Below are 20,225 nucleotides of genomic sequence, written 5' to 3'. Positions count from 1 at the left end.
GTGCTAGGTGTTTCATGGTGTTATCTGAAAATAGTCTTCTTTTTTATATATTTGTCAAAACTACAATTATAAAAATAGAATAAATGGAATTTATTTATAATTCATTTAGACATTCGGGGGTTATTTTGAATGAACCTGAATTCATTGAAGAATTCACCGAAATTCTTGATGTAATTTCATCAATAACCGATGAACAATTGATTACAAAACATAATAGTTATGGTATTAATAATATTGAAAACACTCCTAAAAGTTTGTCAAAAGCAATAAATGATTTGTTAAAATCAGGTTTAGTTGCAAGAGGTTGGATAGCTGAATCAAGAATTTTTCAAGATAATAATTATCAAGGTGACACATGGAGACTAGATTTTGCAAAACAAGATATTTCAATTGAAGTTGGCTTTAATCATTCAAGTGTTATTGCTTGGAATTTAACTAAACCTGTTTTAGCTAGTGAATTAAATCATGTCCAAAAAGCTATTCAAACCAAAATAGGTGTTATTATTACTGCAACTGAAGAACTTAAGCAAAGAGGTGGTTTTGATGGTGCTGTAGGTACTTATGAAAAATATCTAGACTATTTACCTCCATTAAATAATGTCCTAACAGTTCCCCTATTTATAATTGGTTTAAGAGCTCCTAATACATTTAGAGTTGAAGATTTTCAATTAGCACCTAGAAAAAAAATTGGTCAAATCATTATGTTATAAAATCATAAATTGAATTTTTAATCTTAGAATTTAGAGCAACACCTATTTTTTCTATAACTCCAACAACCAAAGCATTTCCCATAAAAAAAGCACGTTTAGTATCAGTAATTCCATCTAGTTTTGAGTGATTGTCTGGAAACATGTTTAATCGTTCCAGTTCTACAGGCGATAATCGTCTATAACCTTTTTCGGTTTTAATAACATGCTTAAATCTAGAAGCTGATTTTCCACCTTCACCAGTTATTATTGTTCTTGATGGTTTGTCTAATGGATCTGGAAAAATCATTCCTCCTTCACTATAATTGTACTCAAATCCTTGAGAATTTTTTCTCATTTCTTTTTTTGCTCCTTTTAAGTAAAACCATTTATCTAATTCTTCCTCTTTTATGTAAAATTCTTCGGTTACTTCTCCGTTTTGAATAATGTCTTTTAGAACTGTGAACTGATCTTCATAACTTGGTTTAGTTTTGATTGTAGTGACAATTCCATCAATCATTATTCCGGTATTTTCAAACATTCCTTTTTTACCATTTTTGTTAAAATTCTCTGAGATTTCAACAATATCGCCTTTTAATTGAAATTCGTTTGGAAATAAAATGTTATCAGATTGAACAGGAAAAGCATTCGCCAAAGTTCCGTCTTTAAGTAACCAATCTGTTGAATTAGTTTCTTTTATTTCGTTGTAAACTGTTGAATTTTGAGAATATGCCAAAATAAAAATCCTTCTTCTTCTTTGTGGCATTCCATATTCAGCAGCGTTTACGACTCGCCATTCCACTGCGTAACCTAAATCATTTAAACTTTTTAGAATAATTGCAAAATCTCTACCTCTTTGACCTGATGGAGATATTAGAAGTCTGTCAACATTTTCTAAAAATAAATATTTCGGCTTATTCTCTTTTTCACTTAAAATTTTGTGTATTGACCACCACAAAACACCTTTTTTACCAATTAATCCTTTGGAGTTTTTTAGTGTTGTAGCAACTGAATAGTCCTGGCAAGGAAAACCGCCAACTAATAAATCGTGATCCGGAATTTCAGAAACTTCAACAGAAGCAATGTCTTTGTTACTATGTCCATTTTTTCCAAAACGATTTTCATAAACCATCGATGCATGCTGGACTTTAGTAGATGGTTCCCATTGATTACTCCAAACTACTTCGTAAGGACTCTCAAAATCTTCTTTATAATTGGATGATGCTGATTTGTTATTCCATCCCTCTAAACCAAGACGAAATCCACCAACACCAGCAAATAATTCTATAACTTTTATTTTATTTTCCATCGTGAATAGTTTTTAGGTATAATGCTTTTTCCTCCGCAACTTTTAAGACTTCTTCAATATTTTCTTCATCATAAATTGAATTTGCAATTTGATCACTTAACCAACTTGTAATTAATCTATTTTTATCAATTTCGTAAAACTCAGCAAACTTCTCAACTTGTTCTTTGGAAGGTTTTCTTTCACCACGTTCAAATTTACTGACAATCGCCTGATCAATATCAAGTGCAGAAGCAACTTGTCTTAAAATAAGACCTTTGCTTTCTCTTTCTGTTTTTATAATATCTCCAAATGTTTCCATAAGACAAAAATTGTTTTGACAAAAATAGTCAAAAAATTAAATTAAGCTAATTTTAGAATAAATATTTAAGTAATATAGTTAAGTTCTCTTCCAATCTAAACTAGTTCTCTTCCGAACTAAACTAGTTCTCTTCCGAACGAAACTAGTTCTCTTCTGAGCTAAACTAGTTCTCTTCCGAACTAAACTAGTTCTCTTCCGAACTAAACTAGTTCTCTTCTGAGCTAAACTAGTTCTCTTCCAATCTAAACTAGTTCTCTTCCAAGCTAAACTAGTTCTCTTCTGAGCTAAACTAGTTCTCTTCTGAGCTAAACTAGTTCTCTTCTGAACTAAACTAATTCTCTTCCGAACTAAACTAGTTCTCTTATTATCTAAACCAGTTCTCTTTTGAACTAAACTAGTTCTCTTCCGAACTAAACTAGTTCTCTTCTGAACTAAACTAGTTCTCTTCCGAACTAAACTAGTTCTCATATTATCTAAACTAGTTCTCTTCTGAGCTAAACTAGTTCTCTTCTGAAGGAAACCAGTTCTCTTATTATCTAAACTAGTTCTCTTCGGAAGAGAACTTGATTATTTTGCATAAAAAAACCAGCTAATTTTAGCTGGCATTAAATAAATCGTAAATGGATTACTATGGTTTCTTTTTTCCTTGACCTTTAAATCTACGTGCAATTTGCTCTACTAATGCTTTTGCATTGGCATCGCGCTTTGATGCGGTTTTTAAAAAGCCATATACTTCGTCTGCTTCTTTCATCGCGTCCGATGAAAGGGCAAGCAAGGTATCGTTCAATGCCTCTGTTAATGCCTGAGAAGCGATTAATAATGGATACAATTTGTTAATTGCATCTACATCATTTGCAAATTCTTCTAAAGGAAAATCAGAAGGCAAACTGCCAGGAAACTGGTTAGCTCCAAGCAGGTTTTCATTTACATAATCGACACTCTTTGGTCCCATTTTTCTAAATTTCTTTCTCTCTTCTGCCGAAAGATTTAGCAAATACGAAAACTCAGCTTTTGTGTCATTAATGGTTTGGATCGCCGCAGTTACTACTGCATTATCCACCTCGGCCGAAATTAAATTCTGTCTAGGCATAGTGCTTAATTTTTAATTGTTTATAAATCATTTTAACCGAGCTGCTCATTATCATAACGTAGGAATTTATTTTATAGTATTACCGTTAACCATTGTTTAACAAAGATTTAACGATTAAAAAACTGTTGTTTCATTTTTAGTGTTGCTGTTTTTTGTAAAAGATTGTTTTGTTATCTCTTTATCCTCCATTTTTCAAAATAAAATTTTAATTTTGTTGAGATACTAACTAATTCAAAACAAAATGAAAAGCCTTTTTACCATCTTAACCTTTGTTGCTTTTGCCATTAGCATTACAGCTTGTTCAAGCGACGACGACGGAAAAAAATCGGGGTTAACCGCCCGAATTAACGGTGTAGAACGAACGTTTAACACTATTGAAGTAACAGAAGAAGATTTTGGCGAATACACGGATTATATCATTGATGCGGTTCAATCGGACGATGTTACTAAATCAATTACCATTTCTCTAGGAAAAGGTTCACTAGGTACTGAAAGCATCTATTTTATTCAGTATTATGATGGTACTACGTTTTACCAATTGTCTAGTCCACAGATTACATCAAACGTAACGGAGAGTTCGGCTTCTAAAATTAAAGCTACTTTTTCGGGTATTTTAAACGATGGTGGTTCAGGAAACGTAAATATTGCTAACGGAGTTATTGATTTAAAACCATAACAATACAATACTACTAATTTAAAAACGTCTCTTTTGAGGCGTTTTTTTTGTGCTGATAAGTTTGAAAAACTATAAACAACGATTTTTTATTACGGTTTATAGATAAATTTTGGCAGTTTTTATAATCCAAACCATCTTTGAGGAAACAAAAAAATAATTATGAAAAAAATTCTCTACACTTTTACCTTACTTTTTTTGGCGTTTAGTTTTACCTCTTGTTCAGATGATAGCGATGATAATCAAAACATTATCATACACAACGCCACAGGTACTTTAACCTTAAAACTGAATGGCGAGTCGAGAACATTTGGCACATTAAACGTGAGAGAAGAACGCTATGATGGCTACACCGATTTAATTATTCAAGGTACTCAAAAAGATGATGCTACAAAAAGTATCACAATTGCGCTGGGCAAAAACAAATTGGGTTCAGATAGTGTTTATTTTGTTCAATACATTAATAATGGTACGCATTATCAAATGGGAAGTGCCACTGTAACAGCAGATATTACGGAAAGCAACGATTCTAAAATCATTGGAACTTTTTCAGGAAATTTAACCACTATCAACATGGATGGTTTGATGCTTACGGAAGGTGTTTTAAATATTTCTTACTAAAATACTTTTTCAAAAAATAGGATTTTAAAAAACGACGCTCAACTACGCGTCGTTTTTTTTTAAATCTCAAAAAAATAAATTCTAATAAAGTTCAATCAGTTTTAAGCAATAGTTTATTTTTGCCAAATGGGAAGAAAACAAACAAAAAAAGTCATTTTTGAAAACATAACCGTTTTAGATGCTGGCGCCAAAGGTGTTTCGGTAGCTAAAGCTCCAGAAGGTCAAGTTATTTTTATACCCAACGTTGTTCCTGGCGATGTGGTTGATGTGCAAACATTCAAGAAAAGAAAAGCCTATTATGAAGGTAAAGCCATAAAATTTCATGAACTTTCTAGTCATAGAGTTGAACCAGTTTGCGAGCACTTTGGTGTTTGTGGCGGATGCAAATGGCAGAATATGAAATATGAACAGCAATTGTTCTATAAAAATCAAGAAGTTTTTAATCATTTAAAACGTATCGGTAAAATTGAATTGCCTGATTTTGAACCTATATTGGGTTCAGAAAAACAGTTTTTCTATCGTAATAAAATGGAATTCGGTTTTTCTAATCAGCGTTGGTTAACCGAAGACGAAATAAAATCGGATGATGATTTAGGAAACCGAAATGCTTTAGGATTTCACATTCCAAAAATGTGGGATAAGATTTTAGATATTTCAAAATGTCATCTGCAAGAAGATCCGTCAAACGCTATTCGCAATGAAATTAAGCGTTTTGCAGTAGCAAATGATTTACCCTTTTTTGATGCTAGAAATCACGAAGGTTTGTTGAGAACGTTGATGATTAGAACGGCATCCACTGGTGAAATTATGGTTTTGGTTCAGTTTTTTAAAGAAAATAAAACGCAACGTGAATTACTTTTAAATCACATTGCAGAACAATTTCCACAAATCACTTCGCTACAATATGTTATCAATGGTAAAGCCAACGATACGTTGTATGATCAAGATATCAAACTTTTTAAAGGTCGCGATTATATTTTGGAAGAAATGGAAGGTTTACATTTTAGTATTAACGCTAAATCGTTTTATCAAACCAATTCAGATCAAGCCTACGAATTGTACAAAGTCACTCGCGAATTTGCTGGTTTAACAGGAAACGAAACGGTTTATGATTTATATACAGGAACCGGAACTATCGCACAATTTGTTTCTAAAAAAGCCAAAAAAGTAATTGGCGTAGAAGCAGTTCCCGAAGCCATTGCTGATGCAAAAGAAAATGCAAAACGCAATGAAATCAAGAATTGCGAATTCTATGTTGGTGATATGAAAAACGTTTTCAACGATACCTTTATTGCACAACATGGCAAGCCAGATGTAATCATTACTGATCCACCAAGAGATGGAATGCATAAAGATGTTGTTGAGATGTTATTAAAAACGGGTGCGCCAAAAATTGTTTATGTAAGTTGTAACTCGGCTACGCAAGCAAGAGATTTGGCTTTGATGGATGAAAGATATAAAGTAACGCGTGTTCGACCAGTTGATATGTTTCCACAAACGCATCATGTTGAAAATGTTGTACTTTTGGAACTGAGATAGTAGTAAGATTTGAGTATTAAGTACAAAGACCTATGAAAAAAATATTTTTATCATTGTTTGTGTTTTCACTTTTAGGTTGTGAGAAAGACGATATTTGCAGCGATGAAACCACTCCTCGATTGATAATTGAGTTTTTTAATATCGCTCAACCTGCTAATAATTTGAATGTAAACAATCTAAAAGTTACAGGCGTTGGAATGACTGATGAGTTAGATACGTTTACAGCAGTTAGTAAAATAGAATTACCGCTCAAAATTACTGACGATGTAACTCGATACAGTTTGACATTAAACAGTACCAATGATGCTATAAAAAATGAAGATATTCTAGAGTTTAATTACACCCGAAATCAAGTTTTTGTGTCAAGAGCTTGTGGATATAAAACCACCTTTGAATTAAACCCAGCGAATGGTGTTATTCATTCTAATGAAACAATTCCAAATACGCAATGGATAAAAAATATATTTATTGAAAACAACAGTATATCAACTGAAAATGAAACACATATCAAAATTTACTTTTAGTATTGCTTTGATGTTAGTTTCATTACTAACGCAAGCACAAGATACAACCGAAAAGAAAGATACTATTGCTCCAAAAATGGAGCGATATGGTTTGAGAGTTGGGGTTGATTTATTCAAATTAACACGTTCTTTTTATGAAGATAAATATCGAGGATTAGAATTAGTTGGTGATTATCGACTAACCAGAAAGCATTATCTAGCTGCCGAAATAGGTAACGAAGACAAAACGGTTGACGACGAGCAACTTAATTTTTCAACCAAAGGTTCTTATATTAGAGTTGGATTTGATTACAATGCTTTTGAAAATTGGCTTGATATGGAAAATCAAATCTACGTTGGTTTACGTTATGGTTTTAGTACTTTTAGTCATACTTTAAACAGTTACACGATTTATGACTCTAATCATTATTTTGGCATTCCAACCGAAGTTCAATCAGGGGAAGAATTCACAGGATTAACAGCACAGTGGATGGAAGTTGTAGCAGGTGTAAAAGCAGAGGTTTTTAATAATGTTTTTGTTGGCTTTAGTTTTCGATTGAATAGATTGATTTCTCAAAAAGAACCTAATAATTTTGAAAACCTCTACATTCCTGGTTTTAATAAAACATATGGTGGAGAATTTGGCATAGGATTTAATTATTCGGTTTCTTATTTTATTCCTTTGTATAAATCGAAAGTAAAACCAAAAGAAAAGGAAGAACCAAAAAAAATAAAAAAATAAAATGAGTAAAAAAACCAAAGCGTTACTGTATAACTTAGTTTGTTTTGCAGTTATTTTTATCAGTTTCCGATTTTTAATTGAACTTTATACCAACCTAAGAGGTTATTGGATTCCTCTGACAGCATTTGTGATAGGAACAATTCTAGCACCTAAATTTCAAGCAATTTCAAGTCCTAATGGAGAAAAGATATATATGCGTTGGATACTTTTAAAAGGAATTAAAGAAGTTGGCTAATTTTAAGTTTTACTACAGCTGTTAACTTTAAACTTGCTAATTTTTTTGTATTTTTATGAAAACTGTAACATTCTTGATTGTAGCTATCTAAAAGTAATAATCCGACAAAAGGTCAAAAAAATCGACAAAATAATGTTAATTTTAAAAACCGTAAGCATTTTATTAATTATATTTGCTCAACCAAATCTACATAATACTAATTAAAAAAATACAGTTACCATGAGCACTATCAACTATAACTACAAAATTGCTTACAAGCTAGATGAAAATGGTAATCGAATTATTGAGTTCACTCAGAAAGAATTATCTTCTGGAGGAAATGCAATTTCGATAGATATTCCCGAAAACGATTTGCCTATAGTAGTTTCTAAATTAAGTAATATTTATTCCATTATAGATGAACCAATTATTCCTTTTGATGAAAAAAAGGAAGAAATTTTTCTTGAACCAAATATTATCCAAACACTTGTGGCATTATTCCTTTCAGGTGTTACTGTTAAAGATTTATCAACACAATATAATTATCCAGAAGAAATAATTAAATCTCACCTAGAACACAAAGGAATTGTGATATTTGATGAAATATAATTTTTTCGAATTAATCAAATCTTAGGATACTCTAAATTAATTTTTCTATTATTTTTGTAAAGTATGACGTAATATCATTGCTATAACTTTATGAAAAAAATAGTTTATTTTCTTTTATTGTTTTTCCCTTTATTAGGTAATTCTCAGAATGGTTATGAAATTACCATTAATTTAAAAAATTCAAAAGATACACTCGCCTATTTGACTTATTATCAATTTGACAAAACATTGATAAAAGACACTTGTACTACAATCAAAAACGGCAAAATAATCTTTAAAGGAAAAGCTAAACTTGACAAAGGGATTTATTCACTGGTTAGCCAACAAAAAACAATTTATTTTGATTTTTTCGTTGATGATACTAATCAAAAATTAGAGTTTAATACTGACTCTTCACAAAATATTATTAGTAATTTACAAGCGGTTAATTCACCACAACATAATGCTTTTTTTGATTACATAAGAAAGATTAATCAAGAAGGAACTGAATTTCAAATTGCTAAACAAAGTCTGAATAGTAAAGTAGTTAGAGACTCTCTAAAAATTATTGAAAAACAAAAAGAATTTGAACTAAAGATTTTAGATTTAGAGGAAGATTTTGTTGCAAAAAATAACGGAACTTACATTGCTGATGTTATAAACATCAAGATGGAAAAAATACTTAAAGATGTTCCAAAAGCTTCAAATGGTCGTCCTGATAGTTTAGCTGTTTTCAATTTTTACAAAAATAATTATTGGAAAAATATCAATTTTAAAGATGATGCTATTTGTCGAAATCCTTTTTTTTATGGAAAGTTAAAGAAATATTTTGAACAAGTTGTTTACACTCATCCAGATTCATTGATTGTTGAAGTTGATAAAATGATTGAAAAAACAGTTCCTAACAGCTTACTCTACAAATTATTACTCAGCCACTTCACTTATACTTACGAATCGTCAAAAATTATGGGATTCGACAAAGTATTCGTTCACATGTCTGATAAATATTTTAAAACAGGAAAAGCAGCAGGAGTTTATCAAGATGAAACCACTGTTCAACGAATAATAAAACGTGCCGATAAATTAAAACCAATAACCGTTGGTTCAATTGCTCCAGATATTTCAATGATTGACATTTCAAACGGTAGTCGATTGAAACAGCTTGGTTTTGAAAATGTTAAAACTAGCGAAGAAGTAACCAAACTATATTACGCTAATCAAGCCGAACTGTCAAAAATGTATGTAAAACTACACGATGTTAAAGCTGATTATACGATACTCATTTTTTGGGATGTCGATTGTGGTCATTGTCAAAAGGAAATCCCAGTATTAAAAGAAGTTTATGATGAACTTCTTAAGGAGAAAAAAGATGTAAAAGTTTATAGTGTTTATACCTTATATGACTCCGAAAAATACAAGAAATACATTGCTGAACACAATTTAAACTTTATCAATTTATATGATGGTGCACACATCAATAATATCGTTGAAAAATATGATGTATATTCAACACCGGTTATTTATTTACTAGATAAAAACAAAAGAATCAAAGCAAAACGTATTGGTGTGGATCAAATTAAAAAGATTATTTCGTTTATAGAAAAAGAAAACAAATGAAAAAACAACCCCAATTATCTGAATTAAGCCTTGAAGAACTGGAGAAAAGAGCCAAGATGACTAAGTTTTCCAATATAATGCTGTGTGTTGCTTTAGTATTTCAATTTTTAGTTGGCGTATTTTTAACCTACAAAAATGGTTTCAATGTTTTTATAATTCTTCCCGTTGCTTTTTTACCTTTAATAATTGTCAATTTTACTAATCTGAAAAAAATCAACGAAGAAATTACTAAACGTAAATAAAGATGAGAAAGATTATTATTGCTTTACTATTGATTTCTATAAATTCATTTGCCCAAAATAAATTCGGAGCTTTTACTGGTTTGAATTACTCTTATTTTACTGATGGTTTTGGTCAAGTTCTTGCCGAAGAATCATTTGGGTTGCAACTTGGTGTGGTTTATGAAAAACAGCTTTCACCAAAAGTAGCTTTTCGTCCAAAATTAATTTTCTCACAACAAGGTGACAGAACCAGAACGCCAATGAATGTTGATTTTGATCCAGTAGTTTATGAAAATTTTGAAGTGGATAATTTAGATAAAAAGCTTACTTACATCAATATTCCAATTGACTTCAAATTTTGGAACAAAATCTATTTAATTGCTGGTCCGCAAATTGGTTTTCTTGTAAACGAAAAATCTTTTGGAGATTATCCAGAAAAAGCAAAAAGTGATATTGATTTTGGAATAAATTTAGGGACAGGATTTACTGTTAATAAAATGTTTTTTGAAGTCGGAATTTACCAAGGACTAACTTCAGTTTATGAATATCGTTATTTTTTCACAGGAAATAATGTAAGCGCACAAAATGGCTTTGCCAAGTTTACCGTTGGCTATATGTTTAACTAATCTTCTTGTTGTTGACCCGAGCCATTTTGGCGAATTGGCGAAGCAAATTTAGTTCTTTTACTTCCTTCATACATTTCATATTTCACCAATCGAGCTTCTAAACTTCCGTTGAAAAGCTTGATTTTTCGTGAAGGACGAAGTCCAACATACTTTAATGCTTCCAAATTTGCCGTAATAAACCAAGCATTCGTATTTGAGTAATTATTTTTCAGCGTATCGCCAAGTTCTCTGTAAAAACGCTCTAGTTCAATATCCAAACGTTCTCCGTATGGCGGATTGAAAACCATGTGTAATGGACCAACGGTTTCTTTTTTGGTTTCAAAAAAATTAGCCTGACTTATTGTGATGTAATCTTCTAAATTTGCATTTCTAACATTGTCTTTTGCTTTTTGAACAGCACTCGGAGCTTTGTCATAACCAACAATCGTATGATGAAATTCTCTAGTTCGCTTCATCAACGCATCAATAATTTGGTCAAATAAATCGTTGTCCCAATCATTCCATTTTTCAAAAGCAAATTCTTTTCGGTTGATATTAGCTGGAATATTACAAGCAATCATCGCGGCTTCAACCAAAATTGTTCCCGAACCACACATTGGATCCAAAAAATCGGAACTACCATCCCAACCTGAAAGCAACAGCATTCCAGCGGCTAAAACTTCGTTAATTGGCGCAATATTGGTAGCTGTTCTATAACCACGATGATGTAGCGAAGCACCGGAAGTATCGAGCGAAACCGAACATTGATCTCTATCGATATGTATGTTTATTCTCAAGTCTGGAAAATCCTTATCAATGCTTGGTCGTTGTCCAAATTTATCACGAAACTGATCTACAATCGCATCTTTTGCTTTTTGAGAAACAAACTGCGAATGCTTGAAATTATCCGAATGAATGGTAGTATCAATAACAAAAGTTTGGTTAGCATTCAAATACTTACTCCAGTCAACTCCTTGAATTCCTTTGTATAAACTTAGGTCGTTAAAAGCTCTGAAATGATAAATAGGTTTCAAGATTTTTAATGCGGAACGCAAAGACAAATTGGCTTTATACATAAAACCTTTATCGCCTTTAAAACTTACCATTCGAGTTCCAATTTCAACTTCTTGCGCACCAAGTTGGTTTAATTCTTTTGCTAGTATTTCTTCAAAACCAAAAAAGGTTTTGGCTACCATTTTAAAATTTTCCATAAATCAATTTCAATGTCAATATCAATTGCAATATCAAAGTGTCGGGACAAATGTAATTTTTACAATTAACTAAATCCCAAACTTGGGATAATTTTGGCAAAAATACACTAAATAAAGTGTAATGACATTTATTAAAAAAAAGAAGTTACAATAGTAACTTCATTTAATTGAATTTTATTCGCTATTATTTACTATTCTACTTTTCCTTTTAAGTAAAGAACTGTAAAATTTGGTTGGGTATTTGCCTCTATTACAATAGATTTACTTACAGTTCCTTTATTATCATTATCAGAAATAAATTTAGCCTCTATTACCGCATAATCATTAGGATTAATAAGACTGTCTTTTAATTTAGCAACTGTACATCCGCAACTTGTTTTTATTTTTTTTATTATCAAAGAATTACTGGACGAGTTTTTTAATTTAAATTTAACATCCACAGTGTCATTTACTTTAATTTTACCAAAATTGAATTCATTTTTATCCACTTCAATAGTAGCTAAACCATCATTTTTTGACAAGAAAAAACTAATAAACACAAAATCAATAAACAGATTATATTATTTTTTTTCATTTTCAATGATATCATACATATTGTTATACGTCTCTAATTTATCAGTATTCAAACTGCCAAAATATTTTATCTTGTTGTCTTTACCCACAACAACATAATAAGGAACTGCTGAAAATCGCAACTTTTTAAAGACTGTACTATCCGTAAAATAATTATTAAAGGTGTAGCCTTTTAAAAATTTCTTTGCTCGAACTTGGTCATCTGGTTTTTCAATAATATTTAAGGCATAAAATTCAATAGCTTCATCGCCTTTGTAATGATTTTTTAATTTTTCAAATTTAGGAAACTGAGAGATACATTGACCACATGAATTTGACCATAAATCTATTACTTGAATTTTATTTTTCTCAACTTCATAAATTTTTCCATTAAAATCTTTTTTTTGAATACTTGGCATATCAATATTCACAATAGAAAAGTTTTTTTCAACATAATTATAATTATAATAATTTAAAATATTTGAATGATTTATTGCCAATATTATAAAAATAACTAAATACAGTGAAGAAAAAATTAACTTGTTTTTTTTATTGCTTTTATGAACTACAAATACAAATACCAATGCGATTGCATAGATTAAAATATTTGTTATTCCTGGCATACCAAGATTATTTACAAGACCATAAATAAACGTTAAAAACAATGTAGCAAAAGGAAAAAACAACAATATTAGACCAATTTTTTTGAATGGATTAATTCTTATTAAAAAATAAACTAAGAAAAAATTTAAAATTCCTGTAGCTATAAAATTGAAAAAAATACCAAAGCTCCTTCCTAAAAAATTAAAATAATAGTAAATAACTAAAAGTAAAATAAAAACAATTTTACTGTATGTTTTTTCTAAAATCATAGCATACTCTTTTTTTTAATTAAAAATACAAAACAAAAATAATCGCTTATAATTAGCTTTTTTAATATATCACTGATAATTAAATTAATATCTGTTTAAAATCTATGATCAATGATATAAGAAGAATGAACTAGTAACATAAAATAAGTCACGAAACATATTTTTCATCTAGAAAAGTTTAATGTTGATTAGTCAAAGAAATGAAAAAATAAAATGAAAAAATAAAATTTTAACAATCCTTTTTTTCATTTCTTAAAAATGATTAAAATACACTAAATTTGTCGGTTCAGAATTCATTTGAAAAGAATAAATGTCAACAATATTAAATTCGCATTCTCAAACCGATAATCAACAGTCAAGTTGGTACGAATCTTGGTTTGATACAAAATACTATCACATACTTTATAAAGACCGAAATTACCGTGAAGCTCAGGTTTTCATGGATAATTTGACACATTATTTAAACCTGCCCGAAAAAGCAAAAGTGCTTGATTTAGCGTGTGGAAAAGGTCGTCATTCTATTTATTTAAACCAATTGGGTTTTGATGTAATTGGAGCTGATTTATCCGAAAACAGTATTGTAGAAGCTAAAAAGAATGAAAATGACAGCTTACATTTTGTAGTTCATGACATGCGTGAATCATACGAAGAAAAATTTGATGCTATTTTCAATCTATTTACCAGTTTTGGCTATTTTGAAAATGAAGAAGACAATCTTCAAACTTTGGTTGCCATCAAAGAAAGTTTGTCTGAATATGGTTTTGCTGTAATTGATTTTATGAATGTTCATCAGGTAATTGCAAACCTAATTCCCGAGGAAACAAAAACTGTTGATGACATTGATTTTCACATCAAGCGATTTGTTTTGGACGGATTTATCATCAAGCAAATTGATTTTGAAGCTGATGGGAAATCATTTCATTTTGAAGAAAAAGTAAAAGCCTTTACACTCGAAGATTTCCAAAAAATGATGGACGAAGCTGGAATTTATTTACTAGATACTTTTGGCGATTACAAATTGAAGAAATTCCACAAGAATACGAGTGAACGCTTAATAATGATATTCAAATAAATGAATTATCTACTTCCTTTATTATCAGTTGTTTTAGGATATGTAATTGCATTATTACTGAAGCCGAAAAAGAAGAAAAATTTAAAACTTTTATTAGCTTTTAGTGGTTCGTTTTTATTGTCGATTACGGTGATGCATTTACTTCCCGAAGTTTATGAGGCTCATAACCATAGTGTTGGAATATTCATTATGGTTGGGATTTTGTTCCAAATTATTTTAGAATTTTTCTCCAAAGGTGCGGAACACGGTCATGTTCACGGACATGATAAAATAGCTCGAATGCCTTGGTTGTTGTTCATCAGTTTGTGTATTCATGCTTTTTTAGAAGGATTTCCAGTTGGTCATCATCACGATTTAGCCTACGGAATTGCTATTCACCACTTGCCTATCGCAATTATTTTAACGACATTTTTTATCAATGCTGAATTGAATAAAACAGCTTTGTTTATTTTTATGCTGACTTTTGCATTTATGACACCGCTTGGAACTTTTGTTTCTGATAATGTCCCGTTGATAACTCAATATTACAATGAAATTACTGCTGTTGTTATTGGAATTTTATTTCATATTTCATCTACCATTATTTTTGAAAGCAGCGAAGGACACAAATTTAATATTGCTAAAATTTCAATGATTATTTTAGGGATTTTGTTGGCGGTTTTTGTGTAAAATCATATTGTTTTTTTAACTAAATTTGTATCAAACGAATAAAAACTATGGAAAATACAGTTTTAGATAGAATTACAATATTGCCAGATTTATGCAATGGTAAACCAACCATTCGTGGATTGAGAATTACTGTTGAAACCATTCTTCAATATCTTTCTGAAGGCGATTCTGCTGAAGACATTATAGAAGCATATCCTTTTCTTGAAAAAGAAGATATTCAAGCTGCTGTTGCTTTTGCACTCAAGAATTTATCTCTACAAAGAAACGACATTCAATTAGCCAGTTAAAATGAGTTTGTTTCTAGTAGATGTTAATTTGCCTAAAAACTTCAGTTTTTTTAATCACAATAATTTCATTTTTGTAGCCGATATCAATTTGCAAATGACTGATACTGAAATTTGGAATTATGCTTTAAAAAATAATTTAATCATCTTAACAAAAGATACCGATTTTTATTCAAAATTTCTTTTATCAGATACATTTCCAAAAATAGTTTATTTCAAAATTGGGAATTGTTCCTTAAAACAACTTCACGCCTATTTTAATTCCAATTGGACAATTATTGAAAGAGAAATTCAAAATTGTAGATTTATCATAGCCAAAGAAGATCATATTGAAAGTATTTATTAAAAAAACAATGAACTTCACCAAAACCACTGAACAATCTTCGCATTACGACAGTTTAGAAACTATGTCGGTTATTGATTTATTGACGAATATTAATAACGAAGACAAAACAGTTCCGCTTGCCGTGGAAAAAGCATTACCACAAATTGAAAATTTAGTTACTAAAGTAGTCGAAAAGCTAAAACTTGGCGGCAGATTATTCTACATTGGCGCCGGAACTTCAGGAAGATTGGGCATTGTTGATGCTTCGGAATGTCCGCCAACGTTTGGTGTTCCATTCAATTTAGTCAACGGAATTATCGCTGGCGGTGACAAAGCCATTCGTCGCGCTGTAGAAAACGCCGAAGACAATCGTGAACAAGCCTGGATTGATTTAGAAAACGAAAACATTAGTGAAAACGATGTTGTGATTGGAATTGCTGCTTCGGGAACAACTCCTTATGTTATTGGCGGTTTGGAAAAATGCAATGAGCAAAATATCACCACAGGTTGTATTACTTGTAATGATGGAAGTCCATTGGCTTTAACAGCACAATTTCCTGTAGTCGTTGTTGTTGGTCCAGAATTCGTAACAGGAAGTTCAAGAATGAAAGCCGGAACTGCTCAAAAATTAGTTTTGAACATGATTTCAACGGCAACGATGATACAACTCGGAAAAGTAAAAGGCAACAAAATGGTTGATATGCAGTTGAGTAACGACAAATTAGTCGATCGTGGTGTGAAAATGATTATGAGTGAAATTCCAGTAGATTATGAAAAAGCGGCTGAATTGTTGAAAGAATTTGGTAGCGTTAGAAAAGCAGTTGAGAATTATAATAAATAAACCATATAAGTCATATAAGGTCGTGTAAGATTTCATATGAAATTCATACTGAATAATTTAAGTTTTTTAAAAACATACTTATGTGAACTTAAATGTCTTATTTGGTAAAAAAAATAAAAAACATGCCAACAAATAGAGACATGCTAGCCAAAGGCGTAAAATATCTTGCGGGTTCATTACCGTTGATGTTTCTTGGACCAAGCGTAATTTACAACGCCTTTATGAACCAACATACCAACTGGCATTACTTGGTTTTAGCCATTGGAATTATACTTTGTATCACTTCGGTGTTTTTTGCTTTCAAAGGAATAAAAACCATAACCGATGCTTTTTTTGATGGAGATAAATAATCAAAATACCAGAAAATAATTCGTGAAATTTGTACCTAAAATAAAACTATGAAAAAAACAGCACTACTTCTACTCTATTTTTTGATGATTTCGTGTTACGAACAAGAACGAAAATGTGCCGATTTCAAAACCGGAAAATTTGAATTCTCTCAGGAAATCGATGGTAAAAAACATACTTCAATTTTTACCAGAACAGCCGATTTACAAATCGAAACCTATGACGGAAAAACAGATACCGCTTCGGTTCGCTGGGTAAACGACTGTGAATTTGTATTGCAAAAACTGAATCCAAAAACCATGCAAGAAAAAAAAGCCATCAGCATGAAAATCCTGTTTACCGAAGGTAAAAAATACACCTTTGAATATGCTTTTGTTGGCGATGCCAAAAAACAACGCGGAACGGTAACAAAAATCGAATAATTTAAAAATTAGAAGCGAACCGCTCGGGATTTATCAGTAAATGCAATTCCCGCTTTTCGTTACAATAAAAAACCTTTCTGAACACCAGAAAGGTTTTTTATTTTCTCTTCAATCGGGGCTAGAAGATTGACGATTTAATTGTTTGATTACAATTGGGAATAAAATATTTTATATCTAAAATCTAATATTTTAAATTTTACTCCAAACTCAACGTTATCTGACCATCATCATCAGTTTCCGTTTGAATATCTTCTGAAATAGTAGTTTCATCTGTTATTTCCATTTGTTCCGGTTGAACTTCTTCTGGTTCTTCAAAAGGTAATGGCTCTAATAAATTTACTTGTTTTAGTTTATCCGCAGTCAATTGATTACCTAAAGCTTTAATTCCTTTAATCGCAATAAATTGTTCCAAATCAATAGTTTGATTTTCTTTTTGAACACCTTTTACTTTAGCAAAAACAATTTCGGCAACTGGTCGCCAATCGGTAGAAACGATTTCTAATTGAGATTTTTCGTGTTCCGTAATAAAGATTTCTTCTTTGTTTTCGTTTTCAATCAAAAAGCGTTTGATGAAATAACGTTCTTTTTCACCATCATAATAAATGGCTGAAATTGGTTTCTTTGGATTCCATTTTTCCATTACGACAATGTCTTCATCAAAATGCGTAGTCAATTCTGGAATAATCGTTTTCAATTTCCCCGATTGATTAATTAATAGCAAACGATCATTTGGTCTGAATTCGCCCAATAATTCGCCTCGTCCATCTACATTCAATCGTTGAACGGTATCGTCAAACCACACTTTTCTTGGTCGCAACGTGGAAATTCCTTTTTCCTTCAGTTCAATTTTCTTAATTGGATATTTAGTAACTGTATTTCCTCTTGAAGCTCTTCCTTTAATAGCAATATCAGAAAAATCGACATCCCATTTTAGTTTTTTCACGCTTCCTACTTGACGCAGTAAGATAGTGACAACTTCTGCTTCACCATTTGGATTATCCGAAAAATAAAGCACTTGCGAACCTGCTTTTTCCTGCGTTAAATCATAAAATTTATCTCGAGTAACTCCCGAAACATTGAAACGTTTGATAAACGCCGAACCATTTTTACCATCACGATAAATCATATTGTAAATCGTTCGTTTATCGTTTTTATCAAAAACCGCAATGTGAATAATGTCTTTTCCAACGAATTTTTTATCATCTACTTTGGAAACCATCATTTTTCCGTCACGCAAAAACACAATCACATCATCAATATCAGAACAATCGGCAACGTATTCGTCTTTCTTTAAACCTGTTCCAAAAAAACCTTCTTCTTTGTTTACATAAAGCTTAGTATTTCTCAATACTACTTTTGTCGCTTCAATCGTGTCGAAATTTCGTAGTTCCGTTTGGCGTTCGCGACCTTTACCGTATTTGTCTTTCAGTTTTTGGAAGAAATCAATCGCAAAATCAATTATATTGGCTAAATGATGTTTCACTTCTTCCATTTCGGCTTCCAATTTTGCAATGGCATCATCAGCTTTATCCGAATCGAAACGCGTAATACGAATCATTGGAATTTGTGTCAATTTTTGTAAATCGTCGTCGTTAATTTCTCTAACAAACGATTTTGCGAACGGTTTGAAACGATTGTACATGTATTCATAAAGCGATTCTCTATCAGAATACAATTTGAAATCGATATACATTTCTTCACGAATGAAGATTTTTTCCAAGGTAGAAAAATGCCATTTATTTTCAAGTTCGTCCAATTGAATTTCCAACTCACGTTTGAGTAAATCAACCGTTCGATTAGTCGAAATTTTCAACATATCCGAAACACCAATAAACAACGGTTTGTGGTTTTCAATCACACAACCCAATGGCGCAACCGAAGTTTCACAAGCTGTGAAAGCATACAATGCATCAATCGTTTTATCGGGAGAAACACCTGGCGGAAGATGAATTAAAATCTCTACTTCGGCAGCGGTATTGTCTTCAATCTTTTTAATTTTTATTTTTCCTTTTTCGTTGGCTTTCAATATACTATCAATAAGAGTTGAAGTATTAGTTGAAAAAGGAATTTGGGTAATTACCAACGTTTGTTTGTCTAATTGATTGATTTTGGCTCGAACACGAACTCGTCCGCCACGCATTCCGTCATTGTAATTGGAAACATCCGCAATTCCGGCAGTTGGAAAATCGGGATACAAGGTAAACGGTTTTCCTTTCAGAATTTTTATAGAAGAATCAATCAGTTCGTTGAAATTATGAGGCAAAACTTTAGTCGATAAACCAACGGCAATACCTTCGGCACCTTGAGCTAAAAGCAACGGAAATTTAACCGGAAGATTGATTGGTTCGGCACGACGACCATCATAAGAAACTCCCCATTGTGTAATTTTTGGCGAATACAAAACATCGTGACCAAATTTAGAAATACGTGCTTCGATATAACGTGAAGCTGCCGCGCTATCGCCAGTTAGGATATTTCCCCAGTTTCCTTGCATATCGATAAGCAAATCCTTCTGCCCGATTTGCACCATCGCATCACCAATACTGGCATCACCGTGTGGATGATATTGCATCGTATGTCCAACAATGTTTGCCACTTTATTGTAACGACCATCGTCCAATTCTTTCATGGAATGCATAATACGACGTTGAACCGGTTTAAATCCGTCTTCAATCGCCGGAACAGCACGTTCCAAAATTACATAGGAAGCATAATCCAAAAACCAATCTTTGTACATTCCTGTAACTTTGGTAATGGTGTCTTCTGGATTTTCGTCGTTTTCATAAAAATGACTGCCCGAAGAAAGTCGTACTTCTTCATCAAAATCATTTTCATTGTTATTTTCCATCGGCTCGTTATTCTCGTCGTCGCTTGGAATGATGTTATCTTCTTCTTCGTCTTTCATATTTTGTTGTTTACGGTT

At 31.5% G+C, this 20,225-nt stretch carries 25 protein-coding genes; 18 read left to right on the top strand and 7 right to left on the bottom strand.

The window, feature by feature from the left end; translation table 11 throughout:
- Positions 1-83: 83 nt before the first annotated feature.
- Entirely contained in the window at positions 84-710 is a 627-nt protein-coding gene (locus IAI56_RS02680) for a BglII/BstYI family type II restriction endonuclease (RefSeq protein ID WP_187656400.1), read from the top strand.
- Here the strand turns inward: IAI56_RS02680 and dcm are convergent.
- From dcm to IAI56_RS02665, 3 genes are all read right to left on the bottom strand, one after another.
- Complete coding sequence (gene dcm / locus IAI56_RS02675; protein ID WP_187656399.1) at positions 700-1,995, bottom strand: DNA (cytosine-5-)-methyltransferase; 1,296 nt, start codon at positions 1,993-1,995, stop codon at positions 700-702. The genes IAI56_RS02680 and dcm overlap by 11 nt on opposite strands.
- Positions 1,985-2,293, bottom strand: coding sequence for a helix-turn-helix domain-containing protein (locus IAI56_RS02670; RefSeq protein WP_187656398.1), 309 nt, complete (start codon positions 2,291-2,293; stop codon positions 1,985-1,987). The genes dcm and IAI56_RS02670 overlap by 11 nt, the downstream gene beginning before the upstream one ends.
- A gap of 628 nt (positions 2,294-2,921) precedes the next feature.
- The gene (locus IAI56_RS02665) at positions 2,922-3,383 is read right to left on the bottom strand and encodes a hypothetical protein (RefSeq protein ID WP_187656397.1); all 462 of its coding nucleotides are present in this window, start codon (positions 3,381-3,383) and stop codon (positions 2,922-2,924) included.
- A gap of 241 nt (positions 3,384-3,624) precedes the next feature.
- Between IAI56_RS02665 and IAI56_RS02660 the strand changes: the two genes are divergently transcribed.
- From IAI56_RS02660 to IAI56_RS02615, 10 genes are all read left to right on the top strand, one after another.
- Positions 3,625-4,059: a hypothetical protein gene (locus IAI56_RS02660; protein ID WP_187656396.1), complete on the top strand. Its 435-nt coding sequence runs from the start codon at positions 3,625-3,627 to the stop codon at positions 4,057-4,059.
- A 159-nt stretch (positions 4,060-4,218) separates the two neighbouring features.
- Positions 4,219-4,677: a hypothetical protein gene (locus IAI56_RS02655; protein ID WP_187656395.1), complete on the top strand. Its 459-nt coding sequence runs from the start codon at positions 4,219-4,221 to the stop codon at positions 4,675-4,677.
- 126 nt (positions 4,678-4,803) lie between these two features.
- The gene (rlmD, locus tag IAI56_RS02650) at positions 4,804-6,216 is read left to right on the top strand and encodes a 23S rRNA (uracil(1939)-C(5))-methyltransferase RlmD (RefSeq protein WP_187656394.1); all 1,413 of its coding nucleotides are present in this window, start codon (positions 4,804-4,806) and stop codon (positions 6,214-6,216) included.
- A gap of 32 nt (positions 6,217-6,248) precedes the next feature.
- On the top strand, positions 6,249-6,740 hold the full coding sequence (locus IAI56_RS02645; protein ID WP_187656393.1) for a DUF6452 family protein: 492 nt from the start codon (positions 6,249-6,251) through the stop codon (positions 6,738-6,740).
- Positions 6,712-7,461 (top strand): DUF6048 family protein, encoded by a 750-nt coding sequence (locus tag IAI56_RS02640; RefSeq protein ID WP_187656392.1) that lies wholly within the window; start codon positions 6,712-6,714, stop codon positions 7,459-7,461. Before IAI56_RS02645 ends, IAI56_RS02640 begins: the two co-directional genes overlap by 29 nt.
- A 1-nt stretch (position 7,462) precedes the next feature.
- Positions 7,463-7,696: a hypothetical protein gene (locus IAI56_RS02635; protein ID WP_187656391.1), complete on the top strand. Its 234-nt coding sequence runs from the start codon at positions 7,463-7,465 to the stop codon at positions 7,694-7,696.
- Positions 7,697-7,915: 219 nt separating this feature from the next.
- The gene (locus IAI56_RS02630; RefSeq protein ID WP_187656390.1) at positions 7,916-8,284 is read left to right on the top strand and encodes a hypothetical protein; all 369 of its coding nucleotides are present in this window, start codon (positions 7,916-7,918) and stop codon (positions 8,282-8,284) included.
- 90 nt (positions 8,285-8,374) lie between these two features.
- Positions 8,375-9,880: a TlpA family protein disulfide reductase gene (locus IAI56_RS02625; RefSeq protein WP_187656389.1), complete on the top strand. Its 1,506-nt coding sequence runs from the start codon at positions 8,375-8,377 to the stop codon at positions 9,878-9,880.
- Positions 9,877-10,122 carry a hypothetical protein gene (locus tag IAI56_RS02620; RefSeq protein ID WP_187656388.1) on the top strand — a complete coding sequence of 82 codons (246 nt, stop codon included), beginning with the start codon at positions 9,877-9,879 and terminating at the stop codon, positions 10,120-10,122. The genes IAI56_RS02625 and IAI56_RS02620 overlap by 4 nt, the downstream gene beginning before the upstream one ends.
- Positions 10,123-10,124: 2 nt before the next feature.
- Positions 10,125-10,727, top strand: coding sequence for a porin family protein (locus IAI56_RS02615; RefSeq protein WP_187656387.1), 603 nt, complete (start codon positions 10,125-10,127; stop codon positions 10,725-10,727).
- On the opposite strand, the gene IAI56_RS02610 is transcribed toward IAI56_RS02615, so the two are convergent.
- The 3 genes from IAI56_RS02610 to IAI56_RS02600 form a co-directional block, all read right to left on the bottom strand.
- On the bottom strand, positions 10,724-11,917 hold the full coding sequence (locus tag IAI56_RS02610) for a THUMP domain-containing class I SAM-dependent RNA methyltransferase (RefSeq protein WP_187656386.1): 1,194 nt from the start codon (positions 11,915-11,917) through the stop codon (positions 10,724-10,726). The two genes, IAI56_RS02615 and IAI56_RS02610, sit on opposite strands and share 4 nt — an antisense overlap.
- Before the next feature lie 191 nt (positions 11,918-12,108).
- Entirely contained in the window at positions 12,109-12,438 is a 330-nt protein-coding gene (locus IAI56_RS02605; protein WP_187656385.1) for a DUF1573 domain-containing protein, read from the bottom strand.
- A gap of 39 nt (positions 12,439-12,477) precedes the next feature.
- Positions 12,478-13,341: a TlpA family protein disulfide reductase gene (locus tag IAI56_RS02600; protein WP_187656384.1), complete on the bottom strand. Its 864-nt coding sequence runs from the start codon at positions 13,339-13,341 to the stop codon at positions 12,478-12,480.
- Positions 13,342-13,651: 310 nt separating this feature from the next.
- Here IAI56_RS02600 and IAI56_RS02595 point away from each other — a divergent pair, with 310 nt between their 5' ends.
- The 7 genes from IAI56_RS02595 (at position 13,652) to IAI56_RS02565 (ending at position 17,302) form a co-directional block, all read left to right on the top strand.
- A complete protein-coding gene (locus IAI56_RS02595; RefSeq protein WP_187656383.1) occupies positions 13,652-14,413 on the top strand; it encodes a class I SAM-dependent methyltransferase in 762 nt (253 codons plus the stop codon).
- Complete coding sequence (locus tag IAI56_RS02590; protein WP_187656382.1) at positions 14,414-15,082, top strand: ZIP family metal transporter; 669 nt, start codon at positions 14,414-14,416, stop codon at positions 15,080-15,082.
- 47 nt (positions 15,083-15,129) lie between these two features.
- A complete protein-coding gene (locus IAI56_RS02585; protein WP_187656381.1) occupies positions 15,130-15,369 on the top strand; it encodes a DUF433 domain-containing protein in 240 nt (79 codons plus the stop codon).
- A 1-nt stretch (position 15,370) separates the two neighbouring features.
- Positions 15,371-15,712 carry a DUF5615 family PIN-like protein gene (locus IAI56_RS02580; protein WP_187656380.1) on the top strand — a complete coding sequence of 114 codons (342 nt, stop codon included), beginning with the start codon at positions 15,371-15,373 and terminating at the stop codon, positions 15,710-15,712.
- Positions 15,713-15,719: 7 nt separating this feature from the next.
- Positions 15,720-16,532, top strand: coding sequence for an N-acetylmuramic acid 6-phosphate etherase (murQ, locus tag IAI56_RS02575; protein WP_187656379.1), 813 nt, complete (start codon positions 15,720-15,722; stop codon positions 16,530-16,532).
- 122 nt (positions 16,533-16,654) lie between these two features.
- The gene (locus IAI56_RS02570; RefSeq protein ID WP_187656378.1) at positions 16,655-16,882 is read left to right on the top strand and encodes a DUF6095 family protein; all 228 of its coding nucleotides are present in this window, start codon (positions 16,655-16,657) and stop codon (positions 16,880-16,882) included.
- A 48-nt stretch (positions 16,883-16,930) separates the two neighbouring features.
- On the top strand, positions 16,931-17,302 hold the full coding sequence (locus IAI56_RS02565; protein ID WP_187656377.1) for a DNA topoisomerase IV: 372 nt from the start codon (positions 16,931-16,933) through the stop codon (positions 17,300-17,302).
- Between the two features lie 196 nt (positions 17,303-17,498).
- Here IAI56_RS02565 and IAI56_RS02560 read toward each other — a convergent pair whose 3' ends face one another.
- Positions 17,499-20,207: a DNA gyrase/topoisomerase IV subunit A gene (locus IAI56_RS02560; RefSeq protein ID WP_187656376.1), complete on the bottom strand. Its 2,709-nt coding sequence runs from the start codon at positions 20,205-20,207 to the stop codon at positions 17,499-17,501.
- Positions 20,208-20,225: the final 18 nt, after the last annotated feature.

Source organism: Flavobacterium macrobrachii (assembly GCF_014486675.1).
Lineage (GTDB): Bacteria > Bacteroidota > Bacteroidia > Flavobacteriales > Flavobacteriaceae > Flavobacterium > Flavobacterium macrobrachii.
This window is presented reverse-complemented; position numbering and strand designations above follow the sequence as displayed.

What these genes read in the sequence shown, in the direction of transcription:
- IAI56_RS02680 (WP_187656400.1), top strand. Translation starts at nt 84, where the DNA reads ATGGAATTTATTTATAATTCATTTAGACATTCGGGGGTTATTTTGAAT.
- dcm (WP_187656399.1), bottom strand. Translation starts at nt 1,995, where the DNA reads ATGGAAAATAAAATAAAAGTTATAGAATTATTTGCTGGTGTTGGTGGA.
- IAI56_RS02670 (WP_187656398.1), bottom strand. Translation starts at nt 2,293, where the DNA reads ATGGAAACATTTGGAGATATTATAAAAACAGAAAGAGAAAGCAAAGGT.
- IAI56_RS02665 (WP_187656397.1), bottom strand. Translation starts at nt 3,383, where the DNA reads ATGCCTAGACAGAATTTAATTTCGGCCGAGGTGGATAATGCAGTAGTA.
- IAI56_RS02660 (WP_187656396.1), top strand. Translation starts at nt 3,625, where the DNA reads ATGAAAAGCCTTTTTACCATCTTAACCTTTGTTGCTTTTGCCATTAGC.
- IAI56_RS02655 (WP_187656395.1), top strand. Translation starts at nt 4,219, where the DNA reads ATGAAAAAAATTCTCTACACTTTTACCTTACTTTTTTTGGCGTTTAGT.
- rlmD (WP_187656394.1), top strand. Translation starts at nt 4,804, where the DNA reads ATGGGAAGAAAACAAACAAAAAAAGTCATTTTTGAAAACATAACCGTT.
- IAI56_RS02645 (WP_187656393.1), top strand. Translation starts at nt 6,249, where the DNA reads ATGAAAAAAATATTTTTATCATTGTTTGTGTTTTCACTTTTAGGTTGT.
- IAI56_RS02640 (WP_187656392.1), top strand. Translation starts at nt 6,712, where the DNA reads ATGAAACACATATCAAAATTTACTTTTAGTATTGCTTTGATGTTAGTT.
- IAI56_RS02635 (WP_187656391.1), top strand. Translation starts at nt 7,463, where the DNA reads ATGAGTAAAAAAACCAAAGCGTTACTGTATAACTTAGTTTGTTTTGCA.
- IAI56_RS02630 (WP_187656390.1), top strand. Translation starts at nt 7,916, where the DNA reads ATGAGCACTATCAACTATAACTACAAAATTGCTTACAAGCTAGATGAA.
- IAI56_RS02625 (WP_187656389.1), top strand. Translation starts at nt 8,375, where the DNA reads ATGAAAAAAATAGTTTATTTTCTTTTATTGTTTTTCCCTTTATTAGGT.
- IAI56_RS02620 (WP_187656388.1), top strand. Translation starts at nt 9,877, where the DNA reads ATGAAAAAACAACCCCAATTATCTGAATTAAGCCTTGAAGAACTGGAG.
- IAI56_RS02615 (WP_187656387.1), top strand. Translation starts at nt 10,125, where the DNA reads ATGAGAAAGATTATTATTGCTTTACTATTGATTTCTATAAATTCATTT.
- IAI56_RS02610 (WP_187656386.1), bottom strand. Translation starts at nt 11,917, where the DNA reads ATGGAAAATTTTAAAATGGTAGCCAAAACCTTTTTTGGTTTTGAAGAA.
- IAI56_RS02600 (WP_187656384.1), bottom strand. Translation starts at nt 13,341, where the DNA reads ATGATTTTAGAAAAAACATACAGTAAAATTGTTTTTATTTTACTTTTA.
- IAI56_RS02595 (WP_187656383.1), top strand. Translation starts at nt 13,652, where the DNA reads ATGTCAACAATATTAAATTCGCATTCTCAAACCGATAATCAACAGTCA.
- IAI56_RS02590 (WP_187656382.1), top strand. Translation starts at nt 14,414, where the DNA reads ATGAATTATCTACTTCCTTTATTATCAGTTGTTTTAGGATATGTAATT.
- IAI56_RS02585 (WP_187656381.1), top strand. Translation starts at nt 15,130, where the DNA reads ATGGAAAATACAGTTTTAGATAGAATTACAATATTGCCAGATTTATGC.
- IAI56_RS02580 (WP_187656380.1), top strand. Translation starts at nt 15,371, where the DNA reads ATGAGTTTGTTTCTAGTAGATGTTAATTTGCCTAAAAACTTCAGTTTT.
- murQ (WP_187656379.1), top strand. Translation starts at nt 15,720, where the DNA reads ATGAACTTCACCAAAACCACTGAACAATCTTCGCATTACGACAGTTTA.
- IAI56_RS02570 (WP_187656378.1), top strand. Translation starts at nt 16,655, where the DNA reads ATGCCAACAAATAGAGACATGCTAGCCAAAGGCGTAAAATATCTTGCG.
- IAI56_RS02565 (WP_187656377.1), top strand. Translation starts at nt 16,931, where the DNA reads ATGAAAAAAACAGCACTACTTCTACTCTATTTTTTGATGATTTCGTGT.
- IAI56_RS02560 (WP_187656376.1), bottom strand. Translation starts at nt 20,207, where the DNA reads ATGAAAGACGAAGAAGAAGATAACATCATTCCAAGCGACGACGAGAAT.